At 62.2% G+C, this 24,113-nt stretch carries 17 protein-coding genes and 1 tRNA gene; 17 read left to right on the forward strand and 1 reads right to left on the reverse strand.

The window, feature by feature from the left end; genetic code table 11:
- Window positions 1-13: 13 nt before the first annotated feature.
- From ACFPPA_RS00745 to ACFPPA_RS00760, 4 genes are all read left to right on the forward strand, one after another.
- The gene (locus ACFPPA_RS00745; protein WP_377316292.1) at window positions 14-2,329 is read left to right on the forward strand and encodes a TonB-dependent receptor; all 2,316 of its coding nucleotides are present in this window, start codon (window positions 14-16) and stop codon (window positions 2,327-2,329) included.
- Between the two features lie 87 nt (window positions 2,330-2,416).
- Window positions 2,417-3,163 carry a lysoplasmalogenase gene (locus ACFPPA_RS00750; RefSeq protein ID WP_377316294.1) on the forward strand — a complete coding sequence of 249 codons (747 nt, stop codon included), beginning with the start codon at window positions 2,417-2,419 and terminating at the stop codon, window positions 3,161-3,163.
- Complete coding sequence (locus tag ACFPPA_RS00755) at window positions 3,160-4,431, forward strand: sterol desaturase family protein (protein WP_377316296.1); 1,272 nt, start codon at window positions 3,160-3,162, stop codon at window positions 4,429-4,431. Before ACFPPA_RS00750 ends, ACFPPA_RS00755 begins: the two co-directional genes overlap by 4 nt.
- A 169-nt stretch (window positions 4,432-4,600) precedes the next feature.
- On the forward strand, window positions 4,601-6,094 hold the full coding sequence (locus ACFPPA_RS00760) for an amino acid permease (RefSeq protein WP_377316298.1): 1,494 nt from the start codon (window positions 4,601-4,603) through the stop codon (window positions 6,092-6,094).
- Between the two features lie 6 nt (window positions 6,095-6,100).
- On the opposite strand, the gene ACFPPA_RS00765 is transcribed toward ACFPPA_RS00760, so the two are convergent.
- Window positions 6,101-7,180, reverse strand: a complete 1,080-nt coding sequence (locus ACFPPA_RS00765) for a GGDEF domain-containing protein (protein ID WP_377316300.1) — start codon at window positions 7,178-7,180, stop codon at window positions 6,101-6,103.
- A gap of 310 nt (window positions 7,181-7,490) precedes the next feature.
- On the opposite strand from ACFPPA_RS00765, the gene ACFPPA_RS00770 reads away from it, so the two are divergent.
- The 13 genes from ACFPPA_RS00770 to ACFPPA_RS00830 all read left to right on the forward strand — a co-directional run bounded on the left by ACFPPA_RS00770 (window position 7,491) and on the right by ACFPPA_RS00830 (window position 24,113).
- Window positions 7,491-9,395: a M61 family metallopeptidase gene (locus ACFPPA_RS00770; RefSeq protein ID WP_377316302.1), complete on the forward strand. Its 1,905-nt coding sequence runs from the start codon at window positions 7,491-7,493 to the stop codon at window positions 9,393-9,395.
- A gap of 351 nt (window positions 9,396-9,746) precedes the next feature.
- Window positions 9,747-9,823, forward strand: a tRNA-Arg gene (locus ACFPPA_RS00775).
- 880 nt (window positions 9,824-10,703) lie between these two features.
- The gene (locus tag ACFPPA_RS00780; protein ID WP_377316304.1) at window positions 10,704-12,104 is read left to right on the forward strand and encodes a TIGR03013 family XrtA/PEP-CTERM system glycosyltransferase; all 1,401 of its coding nucleotides are present in this window, start codon (window positions 10,704-10,706) and stop codon (window positions 12,102-12,104) included.
- A gap of 19 nt (window positions 12,105-12,123) precedes the next feature.
- Window positions 12,124-12,747, forward strand: a complete 624-nt coding sequence (locus ACFPPA_RS00785) for an XrtA/PEP-CTERM system exopolysaccharide export protein (protein WP_377316306.1) — start codon at window positions 12,124-12,126, stop codon at window positions 12,745-12,747.
- An 87-nt stretch (window positions 12,748-12,834) separates the two neighbouring features.
- Window positions 12,835-14,391 (forward strand): XrtA system polysaccharide chain length determinant, encoded by a 1,557-nt coding sequence (locus tag ACFPPA_RS00790; protein ID WP_377316308.1) that lies wholly within the window; start codon window positions 12,835-12,837, stop codon window positions 14,389-14,391.
- A complete protein-coding gene (locus ACFPPA_RS00795; protein WP_377316310.1) occupies window positions 14,388-15,281 on the forward strand; it encodes an AAA family ATPase in 894 nt (297 codons plus the stop codon). The genes ACFPPA_RS00790 and ACFPPA_RS00795 overlap by 4 nt, the downstream gene beginning before the upstream one ends.
- Window positions 15,271-17,049, forward strand: coding sequence for a TIGR03016 family PEP-CTERM system-associated outer membrane protein (locus ACFPPA_RS00800; RefSeq protein ID WP_377316312.1), 1,779 nt, complete (start codon window positions 15,271-15,273; stop codon window positions 17,047-17,049). The genes ACFPPA_RS00795 and ACFPPA_RS00800 overlap by 11 nt, the downstream gene beginning before the upstream one ends.
- Window positions 17,050-17,056: 7 nt before the next feature.
- Entirely contained in the window at window positions 17,057-18,130 is a 1,074-nt protein-coding gene (locus ACFPPA_RS00805) for an ExeA family protein (RefSeq protein WP_377316314.1), read from the forward strand.
- Window positions 18,127-19,059 carry an XrtA system polysaccharide deacetylase gene (locus ACFPPA_RS00810; RefSeq protein WP_377316316.1) on the forward strand — a complete coding sequence of 311 codons (933 nt, stop codon included), beginning with the start codon at window positions 18,127-18,129 and terminating at the stop codon, window positions 19,057-19,059. The genes ACFPPA_RS00805 and ACFPPA_RS00810 overlap by 4 nt, the downstream gene beginning before the upstream one ends.
- Complete coding sequence (locus tag ACFPPA_RS00815; protein WP_377316318.1) at window positions 19,052-20,107, forward strand: FemAB family XrtA/PEP-CTERM system-associated protein; 1,056 nt, start codon at window positions 19,052-19,054, stop codon at window positions 20,105-20,107. The genes ACFPPA_RS00810 and ACFPPA_RS00815 overlap by 8 nt, the downstream gene beginning before the upstream one ends.
- Window positions 20,108-20,110: 3 nt before the next feature.
- Window positions 20,111-21,361: a TIGR03087 family PEP-CTERM/XrtA system glycosyltransferase gene (locus tag ACFPPA_RS00820; protein ID WP_377316320.1), complete on the forward strand. Its 1,251-nt coding sequence runs from the start codon at window positions 20,111-20,113 to the stop codon at window positions 21,359-21,361.
- The gene (gene xrtA, locus ACFPPA_RS00825; RefSeq protein WP_377316322.1) at window positions 21,358-22,920 is read left to right on the forward strand and encodes an exosortase A; all 1,563 of its coding nucleotides are present in this window, start codon (window positions 21,358-21,360) and stop codon (window positions 22,918-22,920) included. The genes ACFPPA_RS00820 and xrtA overlap by 4 nt, the downstream gene beginning before the upstream one ends.
- Window positions 22,917-24,113 (forward strand): TIGR03088 family PEP-CTERM/XrtA system glycosyltransferase, encoded by a 1,197-nt coding sequence (locus ACFPPA_RS00830; protein ID WP_377316324.1) that lies wholly within the window; start codon window positions 22,917-22,919, stop codon window positions 24,111-24,113. Before xrtA ends, ACFPPA_RS00830 begins: the two co-directional genes overlap by 4 nt.

The raw sequence follows: 24,113 nt of genomic DNA on the forward strand, positions 1-24,113 counted from the left end.
AGGAAGTCCCCGCATGTCCGACCGCATGATCACGATCCGCAAGACCGCCGTGGCACTGGCGTTGTTTGCCGCCCTGCATGGCGCCGCCCAGGCGGCGAGTAACGATTCCGCCGCGCCGGCAGGGCCGGTCGCCGCTCCGCTGGATGCGGGTGGCACCAGGACACTCGATACCGTCTCGGTGATCGGCCAGGGCGAGTCGCGCCAGGTGCAGCGCATCACCAGCGAGGACGTGAAGATCCTGCCACCGGGTACCAGCCCGCTGAAGGTCCTGCAGAGCAAGCCGGGCGTGCACTTCGAGTCGGCCGATCCGTTCGGCAACTACGAGTGGTCGACCCGGATCAGCCTGCGCGGCTTCAACCAGAACCGGCTGGGCTTCACCCTCGACGGCATCCCGCTGGGTGACATGAGCTACGGCAACCAGAACGGCCTGCATATCAGTCGCGCACTGATCGCCGAGAATCTCGGCGGCGCCGAGCTGGCCGAAGGCATCGGCGCACTCGGTACCCCGTCGACCAGCGACCTGGGCGGTACGGTGCAGTTCTATTCGTCCGACCCGTCGCCGGAATACGGCGTCACCGTGTCGCAGGGCTTCGGCAGCGACAGTGCCCGGCGCACCTATGCGCGGCTCGACACCGGCGACCACAACGGTTTCGCGATGTATCTGTCCGGTGCGTACAGCGACGTGGACAAGTGGAAGGGCCACGGCAGCCAGACCCAGCGCCAGTTCAACGGCAAGGCGGTCTACGACTTCGGCGACAACCATGTCGGCGCCTTGCTGACCACCTCCAGCCGCGACGAGAACGACTACCAGGACATGTCGCTGGCGCTGCAGAAGCGGCTGGGCTGGAACTGGGACAATTTCCGGCCCGACTGGAACCGCGCCGTGGCCGTGGCGAACCAGTACCAGAGCACCGGCACGGTCTCCAACGGCGGCGTGACCAGCGTCGACGATGCCTACTACGACGCCCGCGGCCTGCGCGACGATACCGTCGCCAGCGTGTTCGGCGACTTCGCGCTGAGCCAGGACGTGCGCCTGAAGGCCACCACCTACTATCACAACGATCGCGGCCAGGGCCACTGGTTCACGCCGTATGTGGCGTCCTATCCGGGCACACCGCAGCAGACGCCGATCTCGATCCGCACCACCGAATACGGCATCGACCGCGCCGGCGTGACCGCCGCGCTCAGCTGGGACATCGGCCGTCATCATCTGGAGGCCGGTCTCTGGTACGAGGACAGCAACCACAACGTGCAGCGCAACTACTACTACATCACCGGTCCGATCGACGACAGCTACTTCCTGCGCGACCCGAACATCCGCCAGTTCTACCAGCACTACGAGACCGTCACGCGGCAGTTCTACGTGCAGGACAGCTTCAAGCTGCTGGACGATCGCCTGGCCGTCGACATCGGCTTCAAGTCGCCCCACAGCAAGGTCACCGCCGCGGCCGTGCCGGGCACGCTCAGCTACGGTACGGCCGGCAGTTACGCCGACGGCACCCTGACCGCCAGCAAGAATTTCCTGCCGCAGGTCGGCGCCAGCTACCAGCTGGGTGACGGCAACGAGCTGTTCGGTTCGTATGCGAAGAACATCGCGGCCTACCAGGCCGGCATCACCGGGCCGCTGGCCACCACCCAAGTCGCGTTCGACCTGTTCGGCAAGCAGCTCAAGCCGGAGCAGTCGCGTACGTTCGAAGGCGGCTTCCGCCGCGTCACCGACGCCTACCAGGTGTCGCTGGCCCTGTACGACGTGAAGTTCGACAACCGCCTGCTGGTGATCTCGCAGTGCTCCGGCATCGTCGGCTGCCCGGCCGGTTATGCCAACGTGGGTTCGGTCAGCAGCCGCGGTGCCGAGCTGGCGCTGAATTTCAAGCTGGCGCCCGCGCTGCACTGGTCCAATTCGCTGTCGTACAACCGCTCGCGCTATGACTCCGACTACCTCAACGGCACCACCGTGGTGGCGACCGGGGGCAAGACCGTGGTCGACAGTCCGAAGCAGCTGTTCTTCTCCGAGCTGGCCTGGACGCCCGGCGCGTGGGACCTGCGGCTGTCGGCCAATTACACCGGCAAGCGCTACTACACCTATACCAACGATGCGTCGGTGCCCTCGTTCTGGGTCGCCAATGCGGAGGCCGGCTATGACTTCGGCAAGCTGGGCTTCGCGCAGGACCTGAAGCTGGCGCTCAACGTCACCAACCTGACCAACAAGCGCTACTTCGCCACGATCGGTTCGAACGGCTTCGTCGCCAACGACCCGAACGGCACGTTCCAGACCCTGTTGCCGGGTGCGCCGCGCGCGGCGATGCTGACCGGCACGCTGAAGTTCTGAGGCCGCCGCGTTGAACCCATGCCCGCGGCGCACGGAAGCGCTGCGGACATGGCTATGATCGTACCGGTCTCTTCGCCGGTTGCCCGCATGAACGTCTTGCCTGTTTCGATTGCCCGGGGCGCACGCCCGCGCTGGCTGGGGTTGGCCATCGCCTGCGCCGCCGCGGCCGCGATCGCCGGCGGCACGGCGATGCTGCACGATCCGGCGACGGGCTGGCGCTGGCTGCACTGGGTTTGCAAGCCGCTGGCCACCGCCCTGATTGTGTTCATGGTGTGGCGCACGCGATCGCCGCTGTCGCCACGTTACCGGCGCTGGATTGGAGCGGGTCTGGTCTGTTCGCTGGCCGGCGATGTGCTGCTGATGTTGCCACAGGATCTGTTCGTGCCCGGACTGCTGGCGTTCCTGTTCGGCCACCTGTGCTTTCTCACCGCGTTCCTGGGCGACAGCCGTTTCGCCGCGCTGCCGCTGTGGTTGCTGGCCAGCCTTGGCCTCGCAGGGCTCAATCTGTGGCTGCTGTGGGGCTCGATCGGCGCGGCATTGCGCGTGCCGGTGATCGTCTATGTGCTGGTGCTGGCCAGCATGGCCGGTCAGGCGCTGGTGCGCGCCCGGGTTTTCGCCCGGCGCGGCGATGCGCAGGCGGGCGCGGCGAGGCTGGCGGCCGCCGGCGCGCTGACGTTCATGCTCAGCGACAGCCTGCTGGCCTGGAACCGCTTCCACGCGGCGATCCCGTTGTCGGGCATCTGGGTGTTGTCGACGTATTATCTGGCCTTGTGGTGGATCGCCCGCTCGGTGCAGCGGCGCGACGCGATGGCTGAGGCGGGGGCTTCGAATTGAATACGCAGGAACTGATCATCACGTGGGCGACACCGTTCTTCTTCGTGTTGATCGCGATCGAGCTGATGGTGGCGCGGCTGCGCGGCCGGCGCGCCTATCGCAGCAACGACAGCATCAACAGCATCGGCCTGGGGGTGATGTCGCAGATCGCCGGGGTGTTCCTGAAGCTGCTCACGCTGGGCATCTACGCCTGGTGCGTGGAGCATCTGGCGTTGTTCGCCCTGCCGGCGAACAGCCTGTGGGTATGGGTCAGCGGCCTCGTGCTGTACGACTTGCTGTACTACTGGCTGCACCGGATGGGGCACGAGGTGAACATCCTGTGGGCCGCGCATGTGGTGCACCACCAGAGCGAGGAATACAACCTTTCCACGGCGCTGCGCCAGACCAGCACCGGCGGCCTGCTGGGCTGGGTGTTCTACCTGCCGATGGCCGTGCTGGGCTATCCGCTCCAGGTGTTCGTGGTGATCGCGCTGATCGACCTGCTGTACCAGTTCTGGGTGCATACCGAGCAGATCGGCAAGCTGGGCTGGTTCGACCGCGTGTTCTGCTCGCCATCCAATCATCGCGCCCATCACGCCACCAACGACCGCTATCTCGACCACAACTACGGCGGCATCCTGATCCTGTGGGATCGCCTGTTCGGTACCTTCGTCGAGGAGGATGACCGGGATCCCCCGGTCTACGGCACGCGCTCGCCGCTGCACAGCTGGAATCCGCTGTGGGCGAATGTCGAGGTGTACTGGGCCACGGCGGTGGAGGCGCATCGCGCGAGCCGCTGGCGCGACAAGCTGCAGATCTGGTTGCGTCGGCCCGGCTGGCGTCCCGTCGATGTGGCGGCGCGCTATCCCAGGCCGGACTACGACATCGGCCGCGAGATCTACAACCCGCCGATGCCGGCCGCACTGGCGACTTACTGCCTGGTGCAGTTCGCCCTGCTGCTGGGCATGGCCACGCATTTTCTCGGCCTCACCGCCCACGCCAGCCTGGGTACCCTGCTGGGCTACGCGCTGTACATGGTGGCGAGCCTCAGCGTGATCGGCGCACTGATGGAAAGCCGCCGCGCCGCGTTCTGGCTGGAAGGCGCACGCACACTGCTCACTGCCATGCTGCCGCTGCTGTTCGGTCGCTGGTTCGGGGTGGACCCTCTGGCGACCCCGGCCGCGCTGGCCCTGCTGGTGATGTTCGGCCTGAGTGCGCTGCTGTTGCCCTGGCTCGGTGTCCTGCGCGCGGCCGTGGCGGCTGCGCCGAATCAGCGCGTACCCGGCTGAGCGCTGCGCCCGGCACCCTCTGGATGAGGCTGCGTGTCGCGGGTGGCAATCTCCATCCGGTGTTTTCATATGGACGTCTGGACGTCCATACGATGTATCTCTTTGCAGCTGCTCTGACGCGATCTGCGCGACTTGTTATGATCGGGGCTGATTTCAAGGGGATCTCAGCATGGGTTTCTTCAGCAAACTGGTACGTCACAAGTCGGTAGAACAGTTGCAGGCCGAAGCCGGAAGCAGTGGCGATTTCCGCCGCGTGCTCGGGCTGTGGCAACTCACCGCGATCGGCGTCGGCGCGATCATCGGCGTCGGCGTGTTCGTGCTGGCCGGCCAGCAGGCGGCCGCCAACGCGGGTCCGGCGGTCGTGCTCAGCTTCCTCGTCGCCGGCCTGGGCAGTGGCTGCGCCGCGCTGGCGTATGCCGAGTTCTCCGGCATGATTCCGGTGACCGGCAGCGCCTATACCTACAGTTACGCGGTGCTGGGCGAACTGTTCGCCTGGATCATCGGCTGGGATCTGCTGATCGAGTACGCGCTGATCGTCGGCGTCGTGGCGATCGGCTGGTCCGGTTACGTGCAGGCGTTGCTGGAACAGGTCGTCGGCGTGCACCTGCCAGCCTGGGCACAGGGTGCCTACGATCCGTCCCATCCGGAAAACGGCAAGGTGTTCAACGTGATCGCGGCCGCGATCACCTTGCTGATCGCCTGGATGCTGACGGTGAAGACCGAGTGGGGCGCGCGGGCCAACACCGCGATCGTCACCATCAAGGTGATCGGCGTGGCGTTGGTCATCGGCGTGGGCGCGTTCTACGTGAACCCGGCCAATTGGCATCCGTTCATCCCCGCGGCGATCACCAAGGACGGGCTGACCCATTTCGGCTGGGGCGGCGTGCTGGCGGCATCGAGCATCGTGTTCTTCGCCGTGTTCGGCTACGACACCCTGACCACCGCCGCGGAAGAATCGCGGAATCCGCAGCGCGACCTGCCGCGCGCCGTGCTGCTGTCGCTGGCGGTGTCGATGGTGCTGTACATCCTGGTTTCGCTGGTGCTGACCGGTATGGTGCCCTACCAGCAGCTGGCCGGTCCGGCGCCGGTCGACGCGGCGTTCAAGGCACTCGGGCTGGATTGGGTGCGCGGCATCATCTCGGTGGCGGCAATTGCCGGCATCACCAGCGTGATGTTCGCCTTCATGCTGGGTGCGGCGCGCATCTGGTTCGCGCTGGCGCGTGACGGACTGCTGCCGAAGTGGTTCGCCCACGTGCATCCGAGGTACGGCACGCCGGCACGCCCGACCATCATCCTGGGCGTGTTCACCGCGCTGGTCGCCGGCTTCCTGCCGATCGGCGAGGTGGCCGAGCTGGTCAACATCGGCACGCTCGCCGCGTTCATCATCATCTGCGGCTCGGTGCTGCTGCTGCGCGTTCGCAAGCCGGACCTGGAACGCCGCTTCCGCACGCCGGCGCTGTGGCTGGTGGCCCCGGTCGGCATCCTGTTCTCGCTGTTCCTGATCATCGGCTGGCCATGGTTCAGCGACGGCCAGTTCCAGCTGCTGGGCGGCCTGCCGATGATCACGATCTGGCGTTTCATCATCTGGATGGCGCTGGGACTGGGGGTCTATTTCAGTTACGGCATGTGGCACAGCAAGCTGGCCCGGCCCGACGCATCGTGAACCGTTTCAGGCCGGGTGGCCGCTGCTGACCACCCGGTCGCGACCGCCGATCTTGGCCTGACGCATGGCCAGGTCGGCGCGGGCCAGCAGGGACTCGATGCTTTCCTGATCATGGGCGCTTTCGGCGATGCCGATGCTGACGGTCAGCGGGCGGTCCGGGCGGCTGATCGCGTGCACGGCCAGCCGCAGGTGCTCGGCCCGGGTGGCGGCCTGGGAAAGATCCAGGCCGGGCAGCAGCATCGCGAATTCCTCGCCGCCGATGCGGCCGATCAGGTCGTCCTGGCGCGTCTGCGCGCGCAGCGTCGTGGCCAGCGCGATCAGCGCCGCGTCGCCCGCGGCATGACCGTAATCGTCGTTGAGCTGCTTGAAGTGATCGGCATCCAGATACAGCATGCACACCGGGCGGTGCTGGTCGCGCAGATCGCTCAACGCGAGCCGGGCCAGCTCCAGGAAGCGGTTGCGCAACAGCAATCCGGTCAGGCCATCGGTATTGGCCTGTTCTCGCAGTTGCCGCTCCAGCCGGAACTGCTCGTACAGGGTATCTGCCATGAACGCGCGCAGCACCGCAGACAACGAAATCGCAATCGCCATGTAGACGATGTACTGGAACACCTTCACGCCATCGGCGCCCATCAGCAGCATCGGCATCGGTCCCAGCCCGCAGAGCGCCATGGCGACGACGAAGTCCCAGCGACCGAGCCAGATCACCGACGATGCCACTGGCAGCAACAGGCCGGGGATCACCCACGGCTGCCCCGGCAGGCGCCCGACGCTGTTGAGGTTGATGCCGATTTCCAGCAACAGCACGCACGACAGCGCCAACAGGCTGAGCAGGTTGGGTCGCCGCGCGCGGCGCGCCGCGGTGGTGACCAGCAGCAGCGGCAGCAGCGGTGCCAATCGCAGCAACACCGGCAGCGGCGACTGGCGCACGAAGGTGCTGGCCACGACCGCCACGCCGTAGGCCAGCGTGGCCACCAGCATCAAGGCATGGATCATCGGACCCATCTGTCGCGCCAGGTAGTGCGCGTATTCGCGGCGTTGGTCGGGATCGCTGTCGTGCTGCCGGATCTGGAGCAGGGGGTGCATTCGGGCCTCGGAAGGCGGACGGGGGAATGTGGGGGTGTCGGCAGGGAGGGGAATAACCTGAAAACCAGCAAGATGAATGCCAAAACGTGGTCGGGCCGGCGGACCGGGCCTGGCGGCATGCTCCATCCGTGACCTTCGGCAGGGGGTCAAGCGCTGCTGCCCGGTCTAGCATCGCCTGTTTCGGTTTCATGCCGTGGCAGCTTTCGGCGGCATCGTCCCGCCATCCAGCTGGTTTGGTCCGTTCCGTTCCCTCGGCTTCGGCACGTTCAGTCGTCCGGCCGGGTCGCCACCGTCCCCATCGGAGAACACATTGAAATTCACCCGCATCGCTTCCGCGTTCGCCGCCACCGCCTTCGGCCTGTCCAGCTTCGGCGCGTTCGCCGGCGTCGCGCCGCCGCAGGATGTGCCCTATCAGGGCACTCTCAAGATCGACGTGGACGCCACCGACGTGGCGCATCGGATCTTTCGCGTGCACGAGGTGATTCCGGCGCAGCCGGGCCCGCTGACCCTGCTCTATCCCCAGTGGATTCCGGGCAACCATTCGCCGACCGGCCCGATCGACAAGATGGCCGGTCTGGTGGTGACTGCCGATGGCCGGACCCTGACATGGAAGCGGGATCCGCTCAACGTCTACGCCTTCCAGGTCGAGGTGCCGCAGGGCGCCAGCGCGGTCGACGTGGCATTCCAGTTTCTGTCGCCGCAGGACCGGCGCGAGGGTCGCGTGGTGATGACCCCGGAGATGCTCAACCTGCAGTGGAACACGGTGAGCTTGTATCCAGCCGGCTACTACGCTCGCCGGATCCAAACCGAGCCGAGCGTGACGCTGCCGGCTGGCTGGCAGGCCGGCACCGCACTGGAAGTGGCCTCGAAGGAGGGCGACACGATCCACTTCAAGCCGATCAACTACGACGACCTGGTCGACTCGCCGATCATGGCCGGCCGGTACTTCAAGCGCGTGGACCTGGATCCGGGCGCCAAGGTAGCCGTATTCATGGACCTGGTCGGCGATGACGCCAAGGCGATCGACATCAAGCCCGAGCAGATCAAGCTGTTCCGCGGGCTGATCCAGCAGATGTACAGGATGTACGGTACGCACCACTACAACCACTATGACTTCCTGGTGTCGGTGAGCGACAAGCTCAGTGGCATCGGTCTGGAGCATCACCGCTCCAGCGAGGACGGCGTCGCGGCCGACTTCTTCACCGAGTGGAAGAAGCATGCGATGGATCGCGACCTGTTCTCGCACGAGTTCAACCATTCGTGGGACGGCAAGTACCGTCGCGGCGCCGACCTGGCCACGCCGAACTACAACGTGCCGATGAGTGACACGTTGCTGTGGGTGTATGAAGGTCAGACCCAGTTCTGGGGCGACGTGATGGCCGCGCGCTCGGGCCTGTGGACGGACGAGCAGGCGCGCGACGAACTGGCCCTGGTGGGCGCGGTCTACGACAAGGGCCGCCCGGGCCTGGCCAGCTTCCGCAGCGTGCAGGACACCACCAACGATCCGGTGATCGCCCAGCGCGCACCGCTGCCGTACCGCAACTACCAGGCCAGCGAGGACTACTACAACGCCGGCGCCCTGATCTGGCTGGAAGTGGACAGCCAGCTGCGCGCGCTGAGCGGCGGCAAGAAGAGCATCGACACCTTCGGCAAGGACTTCTTCGGCGTCAATCCGGGTGCCTGGGATGTCGACACCTACACCTTTGGCGACGTGGTGAAGACGCTCAACGGCATCGCGCCATACGACTGGGCCGCATTCCTGCGTACGCGCCTCGATGGCCACGGTCCGCTGATCGGCGGCCTGGCGTCGCACGGCTGGAAGCTGGTCTATACCGACAAGCCGTCCGAGGCGATGAAGGCGGTCGAGGCGCATCGCCACTACGTCGACCTCACCTATTCGCTGGGCCTGTCGATCGGCAAGGGCGGCAGCATCGGCGATGTGCTGTGGGACGGCCCCGCGTTCAAGGCGGGGATCTCGCCCGGCATGACCGTGGTCGCGGTCAACAATCGTGACTACGATGCCGATGAACTCAAGGACGCCATCACCGCCGCCGCGAAGGATCACGGCCAGCCGATCGACTTGCTGGTGAAGAATTTCAACGAGTACAAGACCGTGCGCATCGACTACCGCGGCGGCCTGAAGTACCCCCACCTGCAACGCGACAGCGCCAGGCCGGACACGCTGACCACACTGCTCAAGGCCCGCTCCAACTGAACCACTCGCTTCTTGCTCTTGAGTTCGCCTCCTCTCCCAGGTGCCACGTGTGAGAGGAGAGGGTGACCGGAGGAAATTCCCTTGTAGGAAGGTGAGGAGCGGGTGCCTGCGGGAAGCTGTGCGGGGAAAGGCCACGCTGCTGTTTGCTGGCGGTGGATCCCCGGCTGAGCATCCAGGTCGTAACCATCCGCCCGGCGTATCAAACTCCGTTATACTGCGCTCCCCGCGGCGCCGGCCTCAAGCCACAGCTCCGTGTGCGGTGATACATGCGCCCGTAACTCAGCTGGATAGCATGCCGCCCGCCGAAGGAACGAGTCGCTGGGGTAAAGTAGCCGTAGAGAACAAATCGTTGCGCCCGTAGCTCAGCTGGATAGAGTACCGCCCTCCGAAGGCGGTGGTCGTGGGTTCGAATCCCGCCGGGCGCACCAAATCAATGACTTACGATCACTTTTGACGCGCTTGACGCGTTCTCTCTGGATGAGGTGCCACGCATTCGGCGCGGGCCGATGACCGCATCTCCGTTTCGGGCACAAATCGCCGTTTGGGCATAATGCCCATCCTGTGCCCGCGCCACGCCCATCCCAAACAGCAGCGTCTTGAATTGACCCCATCTCTACAGTGTCCGCCCGCCTTCAGACGCGGGATGATTGCCTGGCAGAGACTCCCCAGCTCAGGTTGATCACGTTCGCCTCTTTTCAACCGAAGCCCTGCCCAGCCGTCGCGAAGCAGCGTGGGCCTATGAGTCTTCAGCTCTGTTCGCTTGCCGGCGAGGAAGTCGCAGCCCGGAGCGACCATGGATTGGTGAAGCGACCTGCCTTGATCCTGAGTTGGAAACCGGGACGACACCCACCAGTCGGTACGTACGCCATGTCGGGTTCCGTGTGATTCTCTCGTTCAACGGGTCCGTCATTTGACGGCAGCTCGTGATGGGACAGCGCAACTCTACCGGCCCTGGAACCTTGACGATGGACGTGACCTTGAACCCATTGGCCCGTACCACACCGCGCGCGTCGAGCTGGAGGCCGGCAGCCAAGCGTCGGGTACCGACGCGAACCTGCTCGTCAACGGGTCGCAGAGAGCTTCGAACAGGGTCTGGCGGAACGCCACGCTTGCAAGACCTGCTTGCTCTGTAGCAGGCGGTGAACTGGGCGGACTTCGAAGACCCGATTGCTTGACACCGACAAGTCCCCTAAGCAGCTGCTTGCTTAAAAAGATGTGCAATGCGTCACAGTTTATGGTATAGAGGCCGCTCAAGTTTGTGATCTGGTGGCTGGTGGAGGGATTCGTCAGTACGGGGAGGCCGCAAACATGTCCGGGTTGTTCCGACACAGAGCACTACGCTGGCAGTTGCTGCTGGTGCTGGTTGAGTTCTCGCTGCTGATGATGAGTGTTTATGCGGCGGTGGGGCTGCGATTTTGGGGGGATGCTGGCACCCGAACAGCGTTCGACCGAGCATTGCATTGGCATGCGGCGTTGGTGGCAATGGTGCTGATTTTGTCAATGGCATCGCTCGGGTTATACCAAGTTCACCTGCGAGCGCGCTGGCTGGGGCGGCTCAGCCGGCAAGCTGTCGCCTTTGTGCTGGGCGGCACAGCACTTACCGTGCTTTATTACGCGGTTCCTCCAACGTATCTGGGCCGCGGGGTTCTAGGCATTGCATTGCTGCTTGGCTACCTCGTCATAGCCTTATGGGGAGAGTTGTTTCTTAGTTTTGTGGACGCCGACCTGTTCAAGCGCCGCGTGATAATGATCGGTGCCGGCCAGCGCGCCGCTGACTTGAACCGCATGATGCGCCGCAAGACTGATCAACGCGGGTTCAAGATCTTGGGTTACGTGCCCGTCGGTGCCGATCCGGTATCCATCTCCGCGCCTCTGCTGCTGCATCCCGACGAGGACTTGTGCGAATGGGCGACCCGGCTCGGCGTGCAGGAAATCGTGGTCGGGCCGGACGACCGCCGCGGTACGCTGCCGGTGGACGCGCTGTTGGAATGCAAGCAGGGCGGCATGGCAGTGACCGAGCTCGCCGAATTTGTCGAGCGCGAGGCCGGCAAGATCAAGATGGAACCTACCAACCCATCGTGGCTGGTATTTTCGGATGGCTTCAACATCTCTCCCATGAGCCGCACGATCAAGCGCGCCTTCGATGTAGTCGTCACCTTGCTGATGTTGCTGGTGACGTGGCCGCTCATGCTGCTGACGGCCTTGGCAATTCGGTTGGAGTCGGGCCGTGGCGCGCCGATCCTGTACCATCAGGAACGGGTTGGTGAAAACGGCAAACTGTTCGGGGTAATCAAGTTCCGCAGTATGTGTACCGACGCCGAGCGCAACGGCGTGGCACGCTGGGCCAGCAAGAACGACGATCGGGTGACCCGGGTTGGGCGTTTCATCCGCAAGGCCCGGCTGGACGAGTTGCCGCAGCTGTGGAACGTGCTGCGCGGTGACATGAGCATCATCGGTCCGCGACCCGAGCGGCCGCAGTTCGTGGACGAATTCAACATCCGTATTCGCTACTACGCGTTGCGGCATTGCCTGAAGCCGGGTCTGACCGGTTGGGCTCAACTCCGCTACCCCTATGGTTCGTCTCTGGAAGATGCCGAGGAAAAGCTGAAGTTCGACCTTTTCTACGTGAAAAACCACAACCTCGTATTCGATATGGCGATCCTGATCCAGACCTTGGAAGTGGTGCTGTTCGGACGCGGCGCGCGCTGAAATTTCGGAGAACAAGGCATTGAAAATATTATCGCGAAACTTCGTATTCCTGCTGATTATGGCGGGTGGATTATTGTTGCTTAGTGGTTGCAGCAGCGGACCGGTTGTAAATGGCTCGACAGCGGCGCCACAACCGGCGGAGCGCTACATCATCGGTCCAGGTGATTCGCTGAATATCTTCGTGCGCGATAACCCCACTCTGACCACCACCGTACCGGTGCGTCCTGACGGGCGTATCTCTATCCCCCTGGTACAGTCAATGGTAGCAGCCGGGAAAACCCCGGACCAATTGGCGGGTGACCTGGAAAAGGCCTTGGGCCAGTACATCCGTTCTCCGCTAGTAACCGTGATCGTCCAAAGTTTTGTGGGTGCATATAGCCAGCAGGTCCGCGTGGTCGGGCAGGCGACGACGCCCAAGTCAGTGCCATACCGCGACGGCATGACCCTGCTTGATGTGATGATCGACGTCGGCGGCCTCACCAAGTTTGCCTCCGGCAACAGCGCCAGAATTATCCGCCACCCGCCCAACGGAGAGGAACAGACCATCCCTGTGCGGCTCGGTGATCTGATGAACGGCACGATCAAGGACAACGTGGTCATGCGCCCCGGGGATATCTTGATCATTCCCGAGTCATTCTTTTGAAGCGTTGATGACCGGCACACCACACGGCAGCCTCTGGCGACATCGGGAAACAGCGCGATGCGGAACCAATCTTTCGATTTGCACGAAATGTTTGAGTATTTGCTGCTGGAGGTGCGCGCCGCCTGGCGCTACCGCTGGCATGCGCTGATCGTCGCATGGTGCGTGATGATCGTGGGGGCGGCGCTAGTTTTCAGCCTCCCGAACAAGTATGAAGCTAATGCCCTGGTGTATGCCGACACCGAGGCGTTGACTAATCCGCTGCTCAAAGGGGTCGCGGTGCAGCCTGACGTGCGTCAGCGCCTGCAAATCATTACTCACACACTGCTTTCGCGCCCCAATCTCGAGACCGTGGCGGACAAGACCGGTTTGTCGGCGCGCGCCACTACCCCGGCGGACAAGGACGAATTGCTGGTGAAACTCGGCACTGGGGTCCAGATCAAGGACGCCGGGACAAACAACATCTATACCCTGAGCTATGCCGACCCCGATCGGAAGATGGCGCAGAACGTGGTGCAGGCCTTTTTGCAGATACTCATGAATGACACCTTGGGCGCGAATACTGCTTCGGCCGATATGGCGCAGAATTTCCTGCAACAGCAGGTCCAAGACTACAGTCAAAAGCTGAACGCGGCGGAGAATAGTCTCGCAGATTTCCAGAAAGCCAACGTGGGCTACATTCCCAACCAGGGTGGTAGCAATTATTTCTCGCGCCTGCAGGCCGCCGAGACGCAGTTGCAGACCTTGCAAGACCAGTACGATACGGCCGTCGCCGGTCGCGCGACCACCCAGCAGCAGATGCATGCCATGGCGAGCGGACCGACTTCCTCGGGGATCGATCCGCGCACTCAGGAGATCGACAAGCAAATTGAGTCTTACCAGCAGCAGCTCAACAAGCTCTTGCTGAGTTATACCGATCAATATCCGGACGTGATTTCCCTCAAGCGCATGATCGCGCAGCTCCAGAATAGGCGGGAAGCGCTGAAGAAGAATGCAGCGGGCGTTTCGGCGATGGGTGTGATCTCGGACAATCCGGTGTACCAGGAGATGCAAAAATCCCTGTACACCACCCAGGTCCAGATCCAGACGCTCGCGACGCAAATCGCCCTGCAGAAAAAGCGGATAGCCGATCTCAAAGGTCAGGCAGGCAGGATCACTGGCGTGCAGGCCACCTTGCAGCACCTGACGCGCGATTACGACACCACCAAGAACCAGTACGACCAGTTGTTGGAGCGTTTGAACACGGCTCGGCTGTCGCAGGACGCGACGCAAAGTGGCAACAATTTGAAATTCCGTGTAGTCAATCCACCGGATGCTTCGTTGGTTCCTGTGAGCCCGAGACGCGGGCTGCTGCTATTGATGGTGTTCGCGTTAGCTGCGGCTATTGGCGGTGGGTTTGCGTATTTTCTGCACAAAATAAGGCCGGTGTTTCTGAGTCTCAGCGGTCTGCGGGAGTCAAGTGATTATCCCGTACTGGGCGCCGTCAGTCTGGTTGTGTCGCGGGCCCGACACGCGTCTCGGCGCCGCGAAATGATCGGGTTTTTGGCCGGGGCCGGTCTGTTGACCGTGGTGCTGGTGCTGGGATTAACCTTTAATGGATCCCTTACCCGGCTGGTGCAGCATTTCTTTGTCATGGGCCCAGTATGAGCATCGTTGAGAAGGCAGCAGAAAAACTCAAAGCCTTGCGGTCCGAACCGCAGGTGTCGCCACCAAGCGCCCCGGAGTTGGACACGATATCGCCACATCCGGCACCGACGGTCCAGCGTTTGATGGAACGCGGGCGGGCGGCGGATCAGCCACCGGAAGCAGCATCGCTGTGGCATGTAGACCTGATGGCGCTCGAGCGGATGGGCTTTCTCCCCGCCAACGGCGATGGCGACCGCCGGCTTGCGGATGAGATGCGCCGTATCAAGCGGCCATTGCTGGCCAATGTGACAAGAAAAGGCGTCAAAGCGGTGGCCCACGCAGAGCGCATCGTGGTGACCAGTGCGGCGCCGGGCGAAGGCAAGAGCTTTACCGCAGTGAATCTCGCCCTGAGCCTGGCACGCGAGCCGGATTTCGAGGTATTGCTGGTGGACGGTGATATAGCGAAATCCAACATCACCCGGGCTTTCGGGCTCGACGGACAGCCCGGTCTGATGGATGTGCTGGCGGACGAACGGCGCCCGCCCGCCGAGGTCATCGTGCGCACCGACGTGCCGAATTTGCTGGTGGTGCCGGCTGGGAAGCCTTGCCCGCTCGTCGGGGAATTGTTCGGCAGCCGCCGCATGGAGGCAGTACTCGAAGTATTTGGCGGGCCGAATCGCCGACGTCTGGTGGTATTTGACTCTTCGCCGCTGCTGGCAACCTCGGAGTCCCAGGTGCTGGCCTCTTACATGGGCCAGGTTGTCATGGTGGTAGCAGCAGGTCGTACCCGTCAGCAGGCGCTCAATTCATCCCTGCAGAGTTTGAGTGACTCGCAATATATCGGCCTGGTTCTCAATATGAGCCAGCTGCCGACGAGCGAAAACCACTACGACTGTGGCTATGGCTACTAGCGACTCTCTGAACAAGTTTGCGCCGACAGGCCGAACCCGCCATGTTGATTTTATAGTCGGCGTCCCATCCGCAAAGCGCTATGCGCGCTATCCGCGGCTTTGCGGGGCAACCAGCTTGCGCGGTGCCATCCCCATCGTGCACAGCACTTTGCGGATGCGATGCCGGCTGTGCAGGCTTGCTCAGAGCGTTCTTGGCCTGCTGATCATTGATATGCGGCGTAGGTATCGGCATTCATTGCCGCTGGTACTGCTGTCATCAGCCATTCTGACCCACTCGTGGACTCCTGCATCGGCGCAGGATATCCCCCCTATGGGGCCGACGACCCCGATTGCCGCTCCTGGCCAACAGGCCGGAAATTCAATGTCGATAGGTACTGTCCGGCAGCCGACCCTTGCCGATCCAGGCTGGGTAGCGGGCGTAACCTTGGGAGAGTTGTACACCGATAACCTGAAGCTCTCCGCCTCCGGCAAGCCAAAACAATCGAGCTGGATCACCGAGATCCAACCGTTTCTCAAGGCGGCCTACAGTGGTCCCCGTTTTTCCGGACTGGTCGACTCCAGTCTCACCGGATATCTGTACTCGGGCCAGTCGCGCTATGACCAGTTGACCCCGAGCCTAAACGCTCTGGGCAGGCTTACCATTCTTCCGCAGCATTTCTTTGTCGACAGCACTGCGCGGTATGGAAGAGAGGTCATCAACAACCAATTATCGGCTGCGCCCGGAAGCTTTTATCTCAGCAATAACAGTGCCAATGTCGCGATGTGGACGCTCAGTCCGTACTGGATTCAGGACCTTGGCAACGTCGGCACTGCGAGCTTGCGCTACAGCTATGGGCGCGTGGTGTACAACACCAGAGGCATACCTGCACAAGATGGAACCTTGTTGTCCGGCATACCCGACATCACCAGCAACGCGCTGCAGTTCACTCTTGCGAGTCCCAAGTATGAAACCTGGGGTTGGAATCTTGGGTATTCCGAACAGCGCATCGAGCCGGACTTCGGCCGCAGTAGGGACTACGCGGTCGCCAAGCTGGGGGGGTACGTGCAGGTCAGCAACAATACCCGTTTGCTGATCGATGCGGGCAAGGAAAGCAACTTTCTGCCGGATGGTACGGTGGACAAGCTGGGGGCGAGCTTCTGGGATGCAGGTTTCGTGTGGGCGACCGGTCTGAACAGGCTCCAGGCGATGGTCGGGCACCGGTTTTATGGGCGCACTTACCAGTTTTCCTGGGCGCGCACAGCCGCGTTGCTCACGACGACCCTCAGTTATGTGGAACAGCCGACCGATATCAACCAGCAGTTGCTGGAACAAAACCCGGGCGAAGTCATTGCCTCGCCCCCCCCCGGTTATTCCGGCCTTCCCTCGCTCAGGGAGCATCAGGTTTACCTCATGAAGCGTGCCATGGCGTCGGCGGATTACGACATGCCGAGCGGCAAGCTGCGCGTGACACTTTACGACGAGCGGCGGACCTATTTGACCCTGAACGATCGCCGGGAAAAAGTTGCAAATGCGAACGTCGACTGGCTGTTCAACATCGGGGCGTTGACCACACTTGCGCCAACCCTGGGCTGGCAGCGGTATCAATTCCAGGACGGCGAGATTCGGTACCGCAACTATGAGGAACTGGCGCTCGTGCACCAGTTCAATCCCAAAAATTTCGCCAGCCTGCGACTGCGCCATGATTCCAGCAACGTACATTCCGCATCGGCGGCCGCACAGGGATACGGCGCGAACATGATTCTCCTGCAGTGCACCCACCTTTTCTGAGACCAATATGTATCAGGCTTTCTACAAACTGGAAGGCAAGCCCTTCCAGTTGACTCCGGATTCGGCGATGCTGTTTCCGAGCAAGGCCCACAAGCGCGCCATGGCCTACCTCCTCTACGGCCTTGAGCAGGGCGAAGGTTTTGTGATGATCACGGGCGCGGTCGGCACCGGCAAGACGCTACTCATCCAAAAGCTGCTCGAGGAACTCGCACATCGCGACGTCGCTATGGCCAGTATCGCCTCGGCCAATCTCGGTGGAGAGGACATATTGCCGGCTGTGGCTTCGGCGTTTGACCTGTCTTATGAGGGGCGCAGCAAGGAGGCATTGCTGCAGGACTTGAAACAGCACCTGATAACGCTGCGTGACCGCCACGCGCAGGCGCTGCTGGTGGTGGATGAGGCGCAGACGCTTACCCCCGCGGCGTTGGAGATGCTGCGCATCCTGTCGAATCTCGAGGTCAAGGGCCGCGCCCTCCTGCAGATATTTCTCGTGGGCCAGACCGAACTGCGGAGCCTCATCATCAACAACCGTATGGAGCAGTTGCGTCAGCGTGTCATTGCTTCCCACCGGCTCGAGCCCATGGGAGAGGAGGAAAGCCTGGCGTACATAATGCATCGCTTACACGCGGTTGGGTGGAACCACGATCCGCAACTGGCGCCCGAGATCTTTGACTCCGTTTACCATGCCAGTAGCGGTATCCCCCGTAGAATCAATCTCATCATGGATCGGTTGTTGCTGCACGGTTTTCTGGAAGAACTGCACGACCTTGACCAGACGGTACTCACCATCGTGCTGGACGAAATCCGCGATGAGATGCCCGATATGCCGCTGACGCTGGAAGCCCCCGCGCTGCCTGACAACCCAGGTCCAACAGATTGCCCCGCACCGTTTGGGGAGGAACGCCACGTCGCCACTCTGGCTTCCGATGTCAGCAACATTTTCTTGCAGTTGATGCGCGAAACCATCCGAATCCGGAAGGCGATGCGGGTCCAGCAATCTATGGCATCGACTACGGATGACACGGTGACCGATGACGCCAGTCATCTGAGCTCCACCACGTCGGAAGATCACGACAAATGAGCACGGTGGCGCTGCAACCCGCGCCGATAACCAACGCCATGACGGTGGACGTGGAGGACTATTTCCAGGTTGCGGCTTTCGAAAAGTGCATCCGGCGCGAAGACTGGCCGAGCTGGCCCGTTCGCGTTGAGGACAATACGCGGCGCGTGCTGGAGCTTTTCCAACGTCACGATGTGCATGCCACCTTCTTCATGCTTGGCTGGGTGGCCGAACGCTTTCCCTCGCTGGTGCGCGATATCAGCGCCGCCGGCCATGAACTCGCAAGCCACGGATTTGGCCACGAGCGCTTGACCAACATTAGCCGTACCAAGTTTCGCGAGGGCATTGTTCGCACCAAACAGCTGCTGCAGGATCTTTCCGGTACTGCAGTCGCCGGCTACCGCGCCCCCAGTTATTCCATCGGCCCCGCCACACTGTGGGCCTACGATGAATTGCGGGAGGCTGGTTACCGTTACAGTTCCAGCATTGTGCCCATCCGGCATGACCTGTATGGCATGCCGGCGGCGCCGCGATTTGCGTTCTTCACTGAGCGTTCCGGATTGCTCGAAATCCCGGTGACCACAGTGCGGTTGTGGGGGCGCAACTGGCCTTGCGGCGGCGGCGGCTATTTCCGCCTGCTGCCCTATGCGATGTTCAGGCGCGGTCTGCGTCGCGTCAACGGGCAAGAGCAGCGCCCCGGTGTGTTCTATTTCCATCCATGGGAAGTGGATCCACAACAGCCGCGTGTGCCGGGCGTGACACTGAAAAACCGGGTGCGTCATTACCTGAACCTGACGCGCACAGCGCCAAGAATTGAACGGCTGATACGCGACTTCCGTTTCGACCGCATGGACCGCGTATTTCTCGCCCCCGGACATGCCACCTACCCAGTGGTGGCGCTGCAGTCTGAAGAATCATGTGCGCACCAAGCAGGAATTCAGCATGCCTGACCGTGCGGATCGTCCGATCAACTGTTGCGTCGTCAAGCGTCTGGAGCAAGGCGACGAGCGACGCTGGAACGACTTTGTCGCAGATGCCCCGCAGGCCACGTTTTTCCATCGTGCCGCCTGGCGCGGCATCATCGAGCAGGTACTCGGCCACCGCAGCCATTATTTGTACGTGGAACGGGACGGCGTCATCACGGGGATTCTGCCCCTTGCTGAGATACGCAGCCGGCTGTTCGGTCACGCGCTGATTTCAACGCCGTTCTGTGTGTATGGCGGGGTGGTAGCGAGCGACCCGGATAGTGAAGCGCTGCTCATGCAGGCAGCAACAGAACTCGCTGACGATCTGCAAGTCAATTATCTCGAATTGCGCAACCGCGAGCTGCGCTACCCCACTTGGCCAGTCAAGGACCTGTACGTAAGCTTCCGCAAAGTGATCCATCCGGACCATGACGAAAATTTGAAGGCGATCCCGCGCAAGCAGCGCGCCATGGTTCGCAAGGGCATCAGCGCCGGTTTGCAATCGCACCATGGCGGCGGTATTGCCGAATTTTACCGGGTGTACGCCGAGAGCGTGCGCAACTTGGGCACGCCAGTGCTGTCCCGCAACTATTACATGGCACTGCAGCAGACGTTTGGCGAGGATTGCGAGGTGACCGTGGTAACTCACCAAGGGCAGCCGGTGGCTGCGGTCATGAGCTTCTACTTCCGCGATGAAGTGCATCCCTATTACGGCGGCAGCGTCGCACGCGGTCGCGATCTGGCGGCCAACGATTTCATGTACTGGGCGGTGATGCAGCGCGCGGTGGAGCGTGGCGCGCGCCTGTTCGACTACGGCCGCAGCAAGCAGGACAGCGGCTCCTATCACTTCAAGAAGCACTGGGGCTTCGAACCGCAGCCGCTGCCCTATGCATATTACCTGGTACGCGCCAAAGGGATCCCCAATATCAGCCCTGACAATAGAAAATACGACCTGTTCATCAGGGCCTGGAAGCAGCTGCCGCTGCCAGTGAGTTGTGCCGTGGGGCCATGGCTCGCGCGGGATCTGGGTTAGCTCATGCGATCGGTATTATTCCTCTGCCACCGGTTGCCCTGGCCACCCAGCAAGGGCGACAAGATTCGCTCGTACCATGTATTGCGCTGGCTCGCCGAACGTTATCACGTGTATCTAGGCACATTCGTCGACGATCCGACGGACTGGCAGTACCTTGCACCTGTCGAGTCCTTGTGTGCCGAGGTTTGTATCCGCCCCTTGGGACCTTGGCATTCCTGCTGGCGTGCGCTTGTCTCGCTGATGCGGGGCGAAGCTCTCACAGTCGGGGTTTACCACGACCGCGTCATGCGAAGTTGGGTCGAACGGCTGCTGGCCGAGCACAAGCTGGATCTGGTCTTGTGTTATTCGTCCGGAGTTGCGCCATTTGTCATGCGGCACGCGCAACTGCGCCGTATCATGGATTTCGTGGATGTAGATTCCGACAAATGGCGCCAGTACGCGCAGAATCATGGTGGCTTGACGCGGATGATCTACCGGCGGGAAGCGCGGCGGCTGGCGGAGTTCGAGCGCGCGATCGCCGAGCAATTCGAGGCCAGCGTGTTCGTCTCGGAAGCCGAAGCGTCTTTTTTTCGCCAGCAGGTGCCGACATTGGCGGACAAGGTGCATGGCATCCCCAATGGCGTGGACACCGAGTATTGGGATCCGCATCGCACCTACCCCGATCCCTACCAGCCCGGGGAGCGGGCAATCGTTTTCGTGGGTGCCATGGATTACCGCGCCAACGTGCATGCGACGCAGTGGTTCGCTCGTGAAGTCTGGCCGCGCATTTCCACCCGGCGGCAGGATGCCCGCTTTTACATCGTGGGAAGCAAGCCGACAGCAGCTGTCCGTGCGCTGGGCCAGCTCGCGGGGATCACGGTCACGGGGAGGGTGGAGGATGTGCGGCCCTGGCTGGCGCATGCGTATGCCGTGGTGGCGCCGTTGCGGATTGCCCGGGGTATCCAGAACAAGGTGCTGGAAGCCATGGCCATGGAAAAGGTGCTTCTGGCAACACCTGAAGCCTGGGAGGGGATCGAGGATTTCGAGGGTCGCCAGGGCTGCATCAGCGATATGCCCGAGGTCCTGGCGACGGAAGCCTTGCGTTGGCTGGATGCGCCGCAAGCCATGCGTGTGCCGGCGGCCCGCGCGAAGGTTCTGTCCCGCTATGACTGGGTGCGCAATCTCCACATCTACGAGAACGTACTGTGTGATGCGTCGCGCGATACGGCATCCGTACGTGCCGTGAGTGCTGACGGTATGGAAGCATGTTCATGAGCAGGGTGATCGAAGCCGGGTCCGCTAACTTCACGCGCGCTTCCTGCTGGGGACTGGCTGCGGCTGCCTTTGTCGCCGCAGCCATCACTCTGCTGGCCTGTTACTGGCAGACGGCGCAATCGCTGGTGTGGGTCTGGGATCACGATGGAACGTATCAGTATGCTTTTTTGATCTTTCCGTTGAGCCTGTGGACGGCATTCAACTTGCGCCATCAAGTGCGGGCGAACCCGCCAGCGCCGAGCGTTTGGGGTCTGGCCGCGGTGGCTATGCTGGTTTTTGTCTGGTATGCCGGCCACTTACTGGATGTCAATCTGGCGCAGCATTTCGCGTTCGTGGCCCTGTTCCCGGCGTTGGTGCTGACCTGCTGGGGATGGCGCGCTCTGTGGGTGCTGGCGTTCCCACTCGGCTATATGGTGGTGTTTGAGGTTCCCTGGAGCGATGCGCTGGTGGGACCGCTGCAGGACATCACGGCTCATTTTGCCCTGCGCGCGCTGGAGTTGACCGGCATGCCGGCGCTGCTCGACGGCCGGCAGATCCTCACGCCCTCGGCAACATGGATGGTGGCGGACGCATGCAGCGGCGTGAAGTTCTTCATGGCTTGCAGCGCACTCGGCTGTCTGTATGCCTACCTGATGTACCAGCGCTGGTGGAAGCGGGTGCTGTTCGTGGCACTGGCAACCGTGGTGCCCGTCATCGCGAACGGCTTGCGAGTGTATTTCACTATTTTGATCGGCGAGACGTGGGGCATGAAATACGCCAGCGGCACGGACCATCTGATTTTCGGTTGGCAGTTCTTCGGAACGGTATTGGTGTTGCTGTTGCTGGCCGGTTGGTTTTTCCGCGACCACCTCGTGATGCGCGAGCCTGCCCCCGCACATGGCGACAAGCTGGAACGCGCGCGCAGCATCGTCTGGTTGGCGGCGATCGTGTTGTTGATCGTGGGTCCGATGTTTGCCTCCGAATCCGAGTCACGCGTGCCTTCGGAGGCGATGCACCTGACGGCTCCGGCGGTCGCGGGCTGGACCGGGCCGATGGCTGCCGAAGACGGCTGGGGCCCGATCTTCAAGGGGGCGACTGGGCAGGTACGAGCGTCCTATCGATCGGCGGCCCACGGCGACGTCGTCGACTTGTTTCATGCCGTCTATGTCGGCAAACCGCGCCGTGAACATACCCTGATTACCTACGGAAACGACCTTTACGATCCGGCTTACTCGCAGATTCTGAGCAGCGCCAGCCGCAAGCTCGATCTGGCTGATGGACAGAGCCTTGTTGTCGGGGAACTGCGGTTGAGTGGCACAACAGGTTCACGGCTGGTTTGGTACTGGTATTGCGTGGATCGCCGTTGCACTCGATCGCCGGCGCTGACCAAGTTGATGCAGGCGTGGGATGTACTGCGCGGGCGCGTACCGCGTTCTTCGGTGTGGGCTTTGTCGTCGCCGATCGGTCTCGGGGATGCGGATCAGGCGCGGACGAACTTCCGTGCTTTCGCACAGATGTTGCCTGGGACAGGCATGCCGGATGTGCCTGACCGTCGTGCCAGCGCAGGCAACAAGCCATGAATGGCAAACCACTGATCGCGCACGTCCTCTATCGGCTGGAAACGGGTGGCATGGAGCGTGTGCTGGTGACGATGATCAACCGTACCCAGCTGCAATACCGCCATGCGGTGATCTGTCTTGATGGATTCAGCGCGTTACGGGAACAGATTGAGGATACAAACGTGCCATGCTTGGCCCTGAATAAAAGGCCCGGCAAGGACTGGCCATGCTATTTCAGGTTGTGGAAGGCACTGAGAAAACTAAAACCGGATCTGGTGCATAGCTATAATTTCGGTGCCTTGGACGCGGCCCCTGTGGCAAAGCTTGCGGGTGTTCGCCACATAGTTCACGCTGAGCGTGGGCGGAATGCAAGCGACCCACGCGGAGAGAGCCGCAAATACCGCAATCTGCGGCGTTGGTTATTGCCGTTCATTGACCGATATCTGACGGTTTCCAGGGATCTGCAAGATTGGCTGACGGAAAAAGTTGGCATTGATCCGTCACGGGTTGTTTTCATTCCCAACGGCATTGATCCAGCGAACTATGTCATTGCTCCACGGAAGAACGAAGTGCGCCCCATTTTGAGTTCCTTCGCGCCGCCCGGCACAATCGTGATTGGAAGCGTCGGTCGGCTGGATCCGGTCAAGGATCAGGCGGGATTGGTTTCCGCATTCAATTTACTGTGCGAATCGCTGCCCGACGTGCGAGAGCGCCTGCGCCTGGTTATAGTCGGTGAAGGGCCGCAGCGCTCGATGCTTGAGGCGCAAATCACTGATCTTGGGCTCTCCGAGCAAGTATATCTTCTGGGCAATCGCAACGACGTACCCGCGATCCTTCCCGAGTTCGATATTTTTGCGCTTTCTTCTATCGCTGAAGGCATGCCGGGCGTTCTGTTGGAAGCGATGGCAGCCGGCCTACCCGTAGCGGCGACCGAGGTCGGCGGCGTGAGTGAGGTTGTGTCTTCCGGGGTCACGGGATTGTTGGTTGCGGCCAGCAGTCCTCACGCACTGGCTAAAGCCCTGGCGAATTATGTGTCCAACGAAGCATTGCGTTCGCGGCACGGTCACGCCGGACGTGCACGCGTGGAAGCCGGATTCAGCCTGAACGAGATGGTGTCGGCTTACACCGCGCTTTATGATGAATTGCTGCACGGGGGGCCTGCACGTCCCCACTCCAAACCGGCCTCCGAATTGACTGAACGGAAGGAGCATTGA

Origin of the sequence: Rhodanobacter ginsengisoli (assembly GCF_042657065.1) — a bacterium.
GTDB classification, from domain to species: domain Bacteria; phylum Pseudomonadota; class Gammaproteobacteria; order Xanthomonadales; family Rhodanobacteraceae; genus Rhodanobacter; species Rhodanobacter ginsengisoli.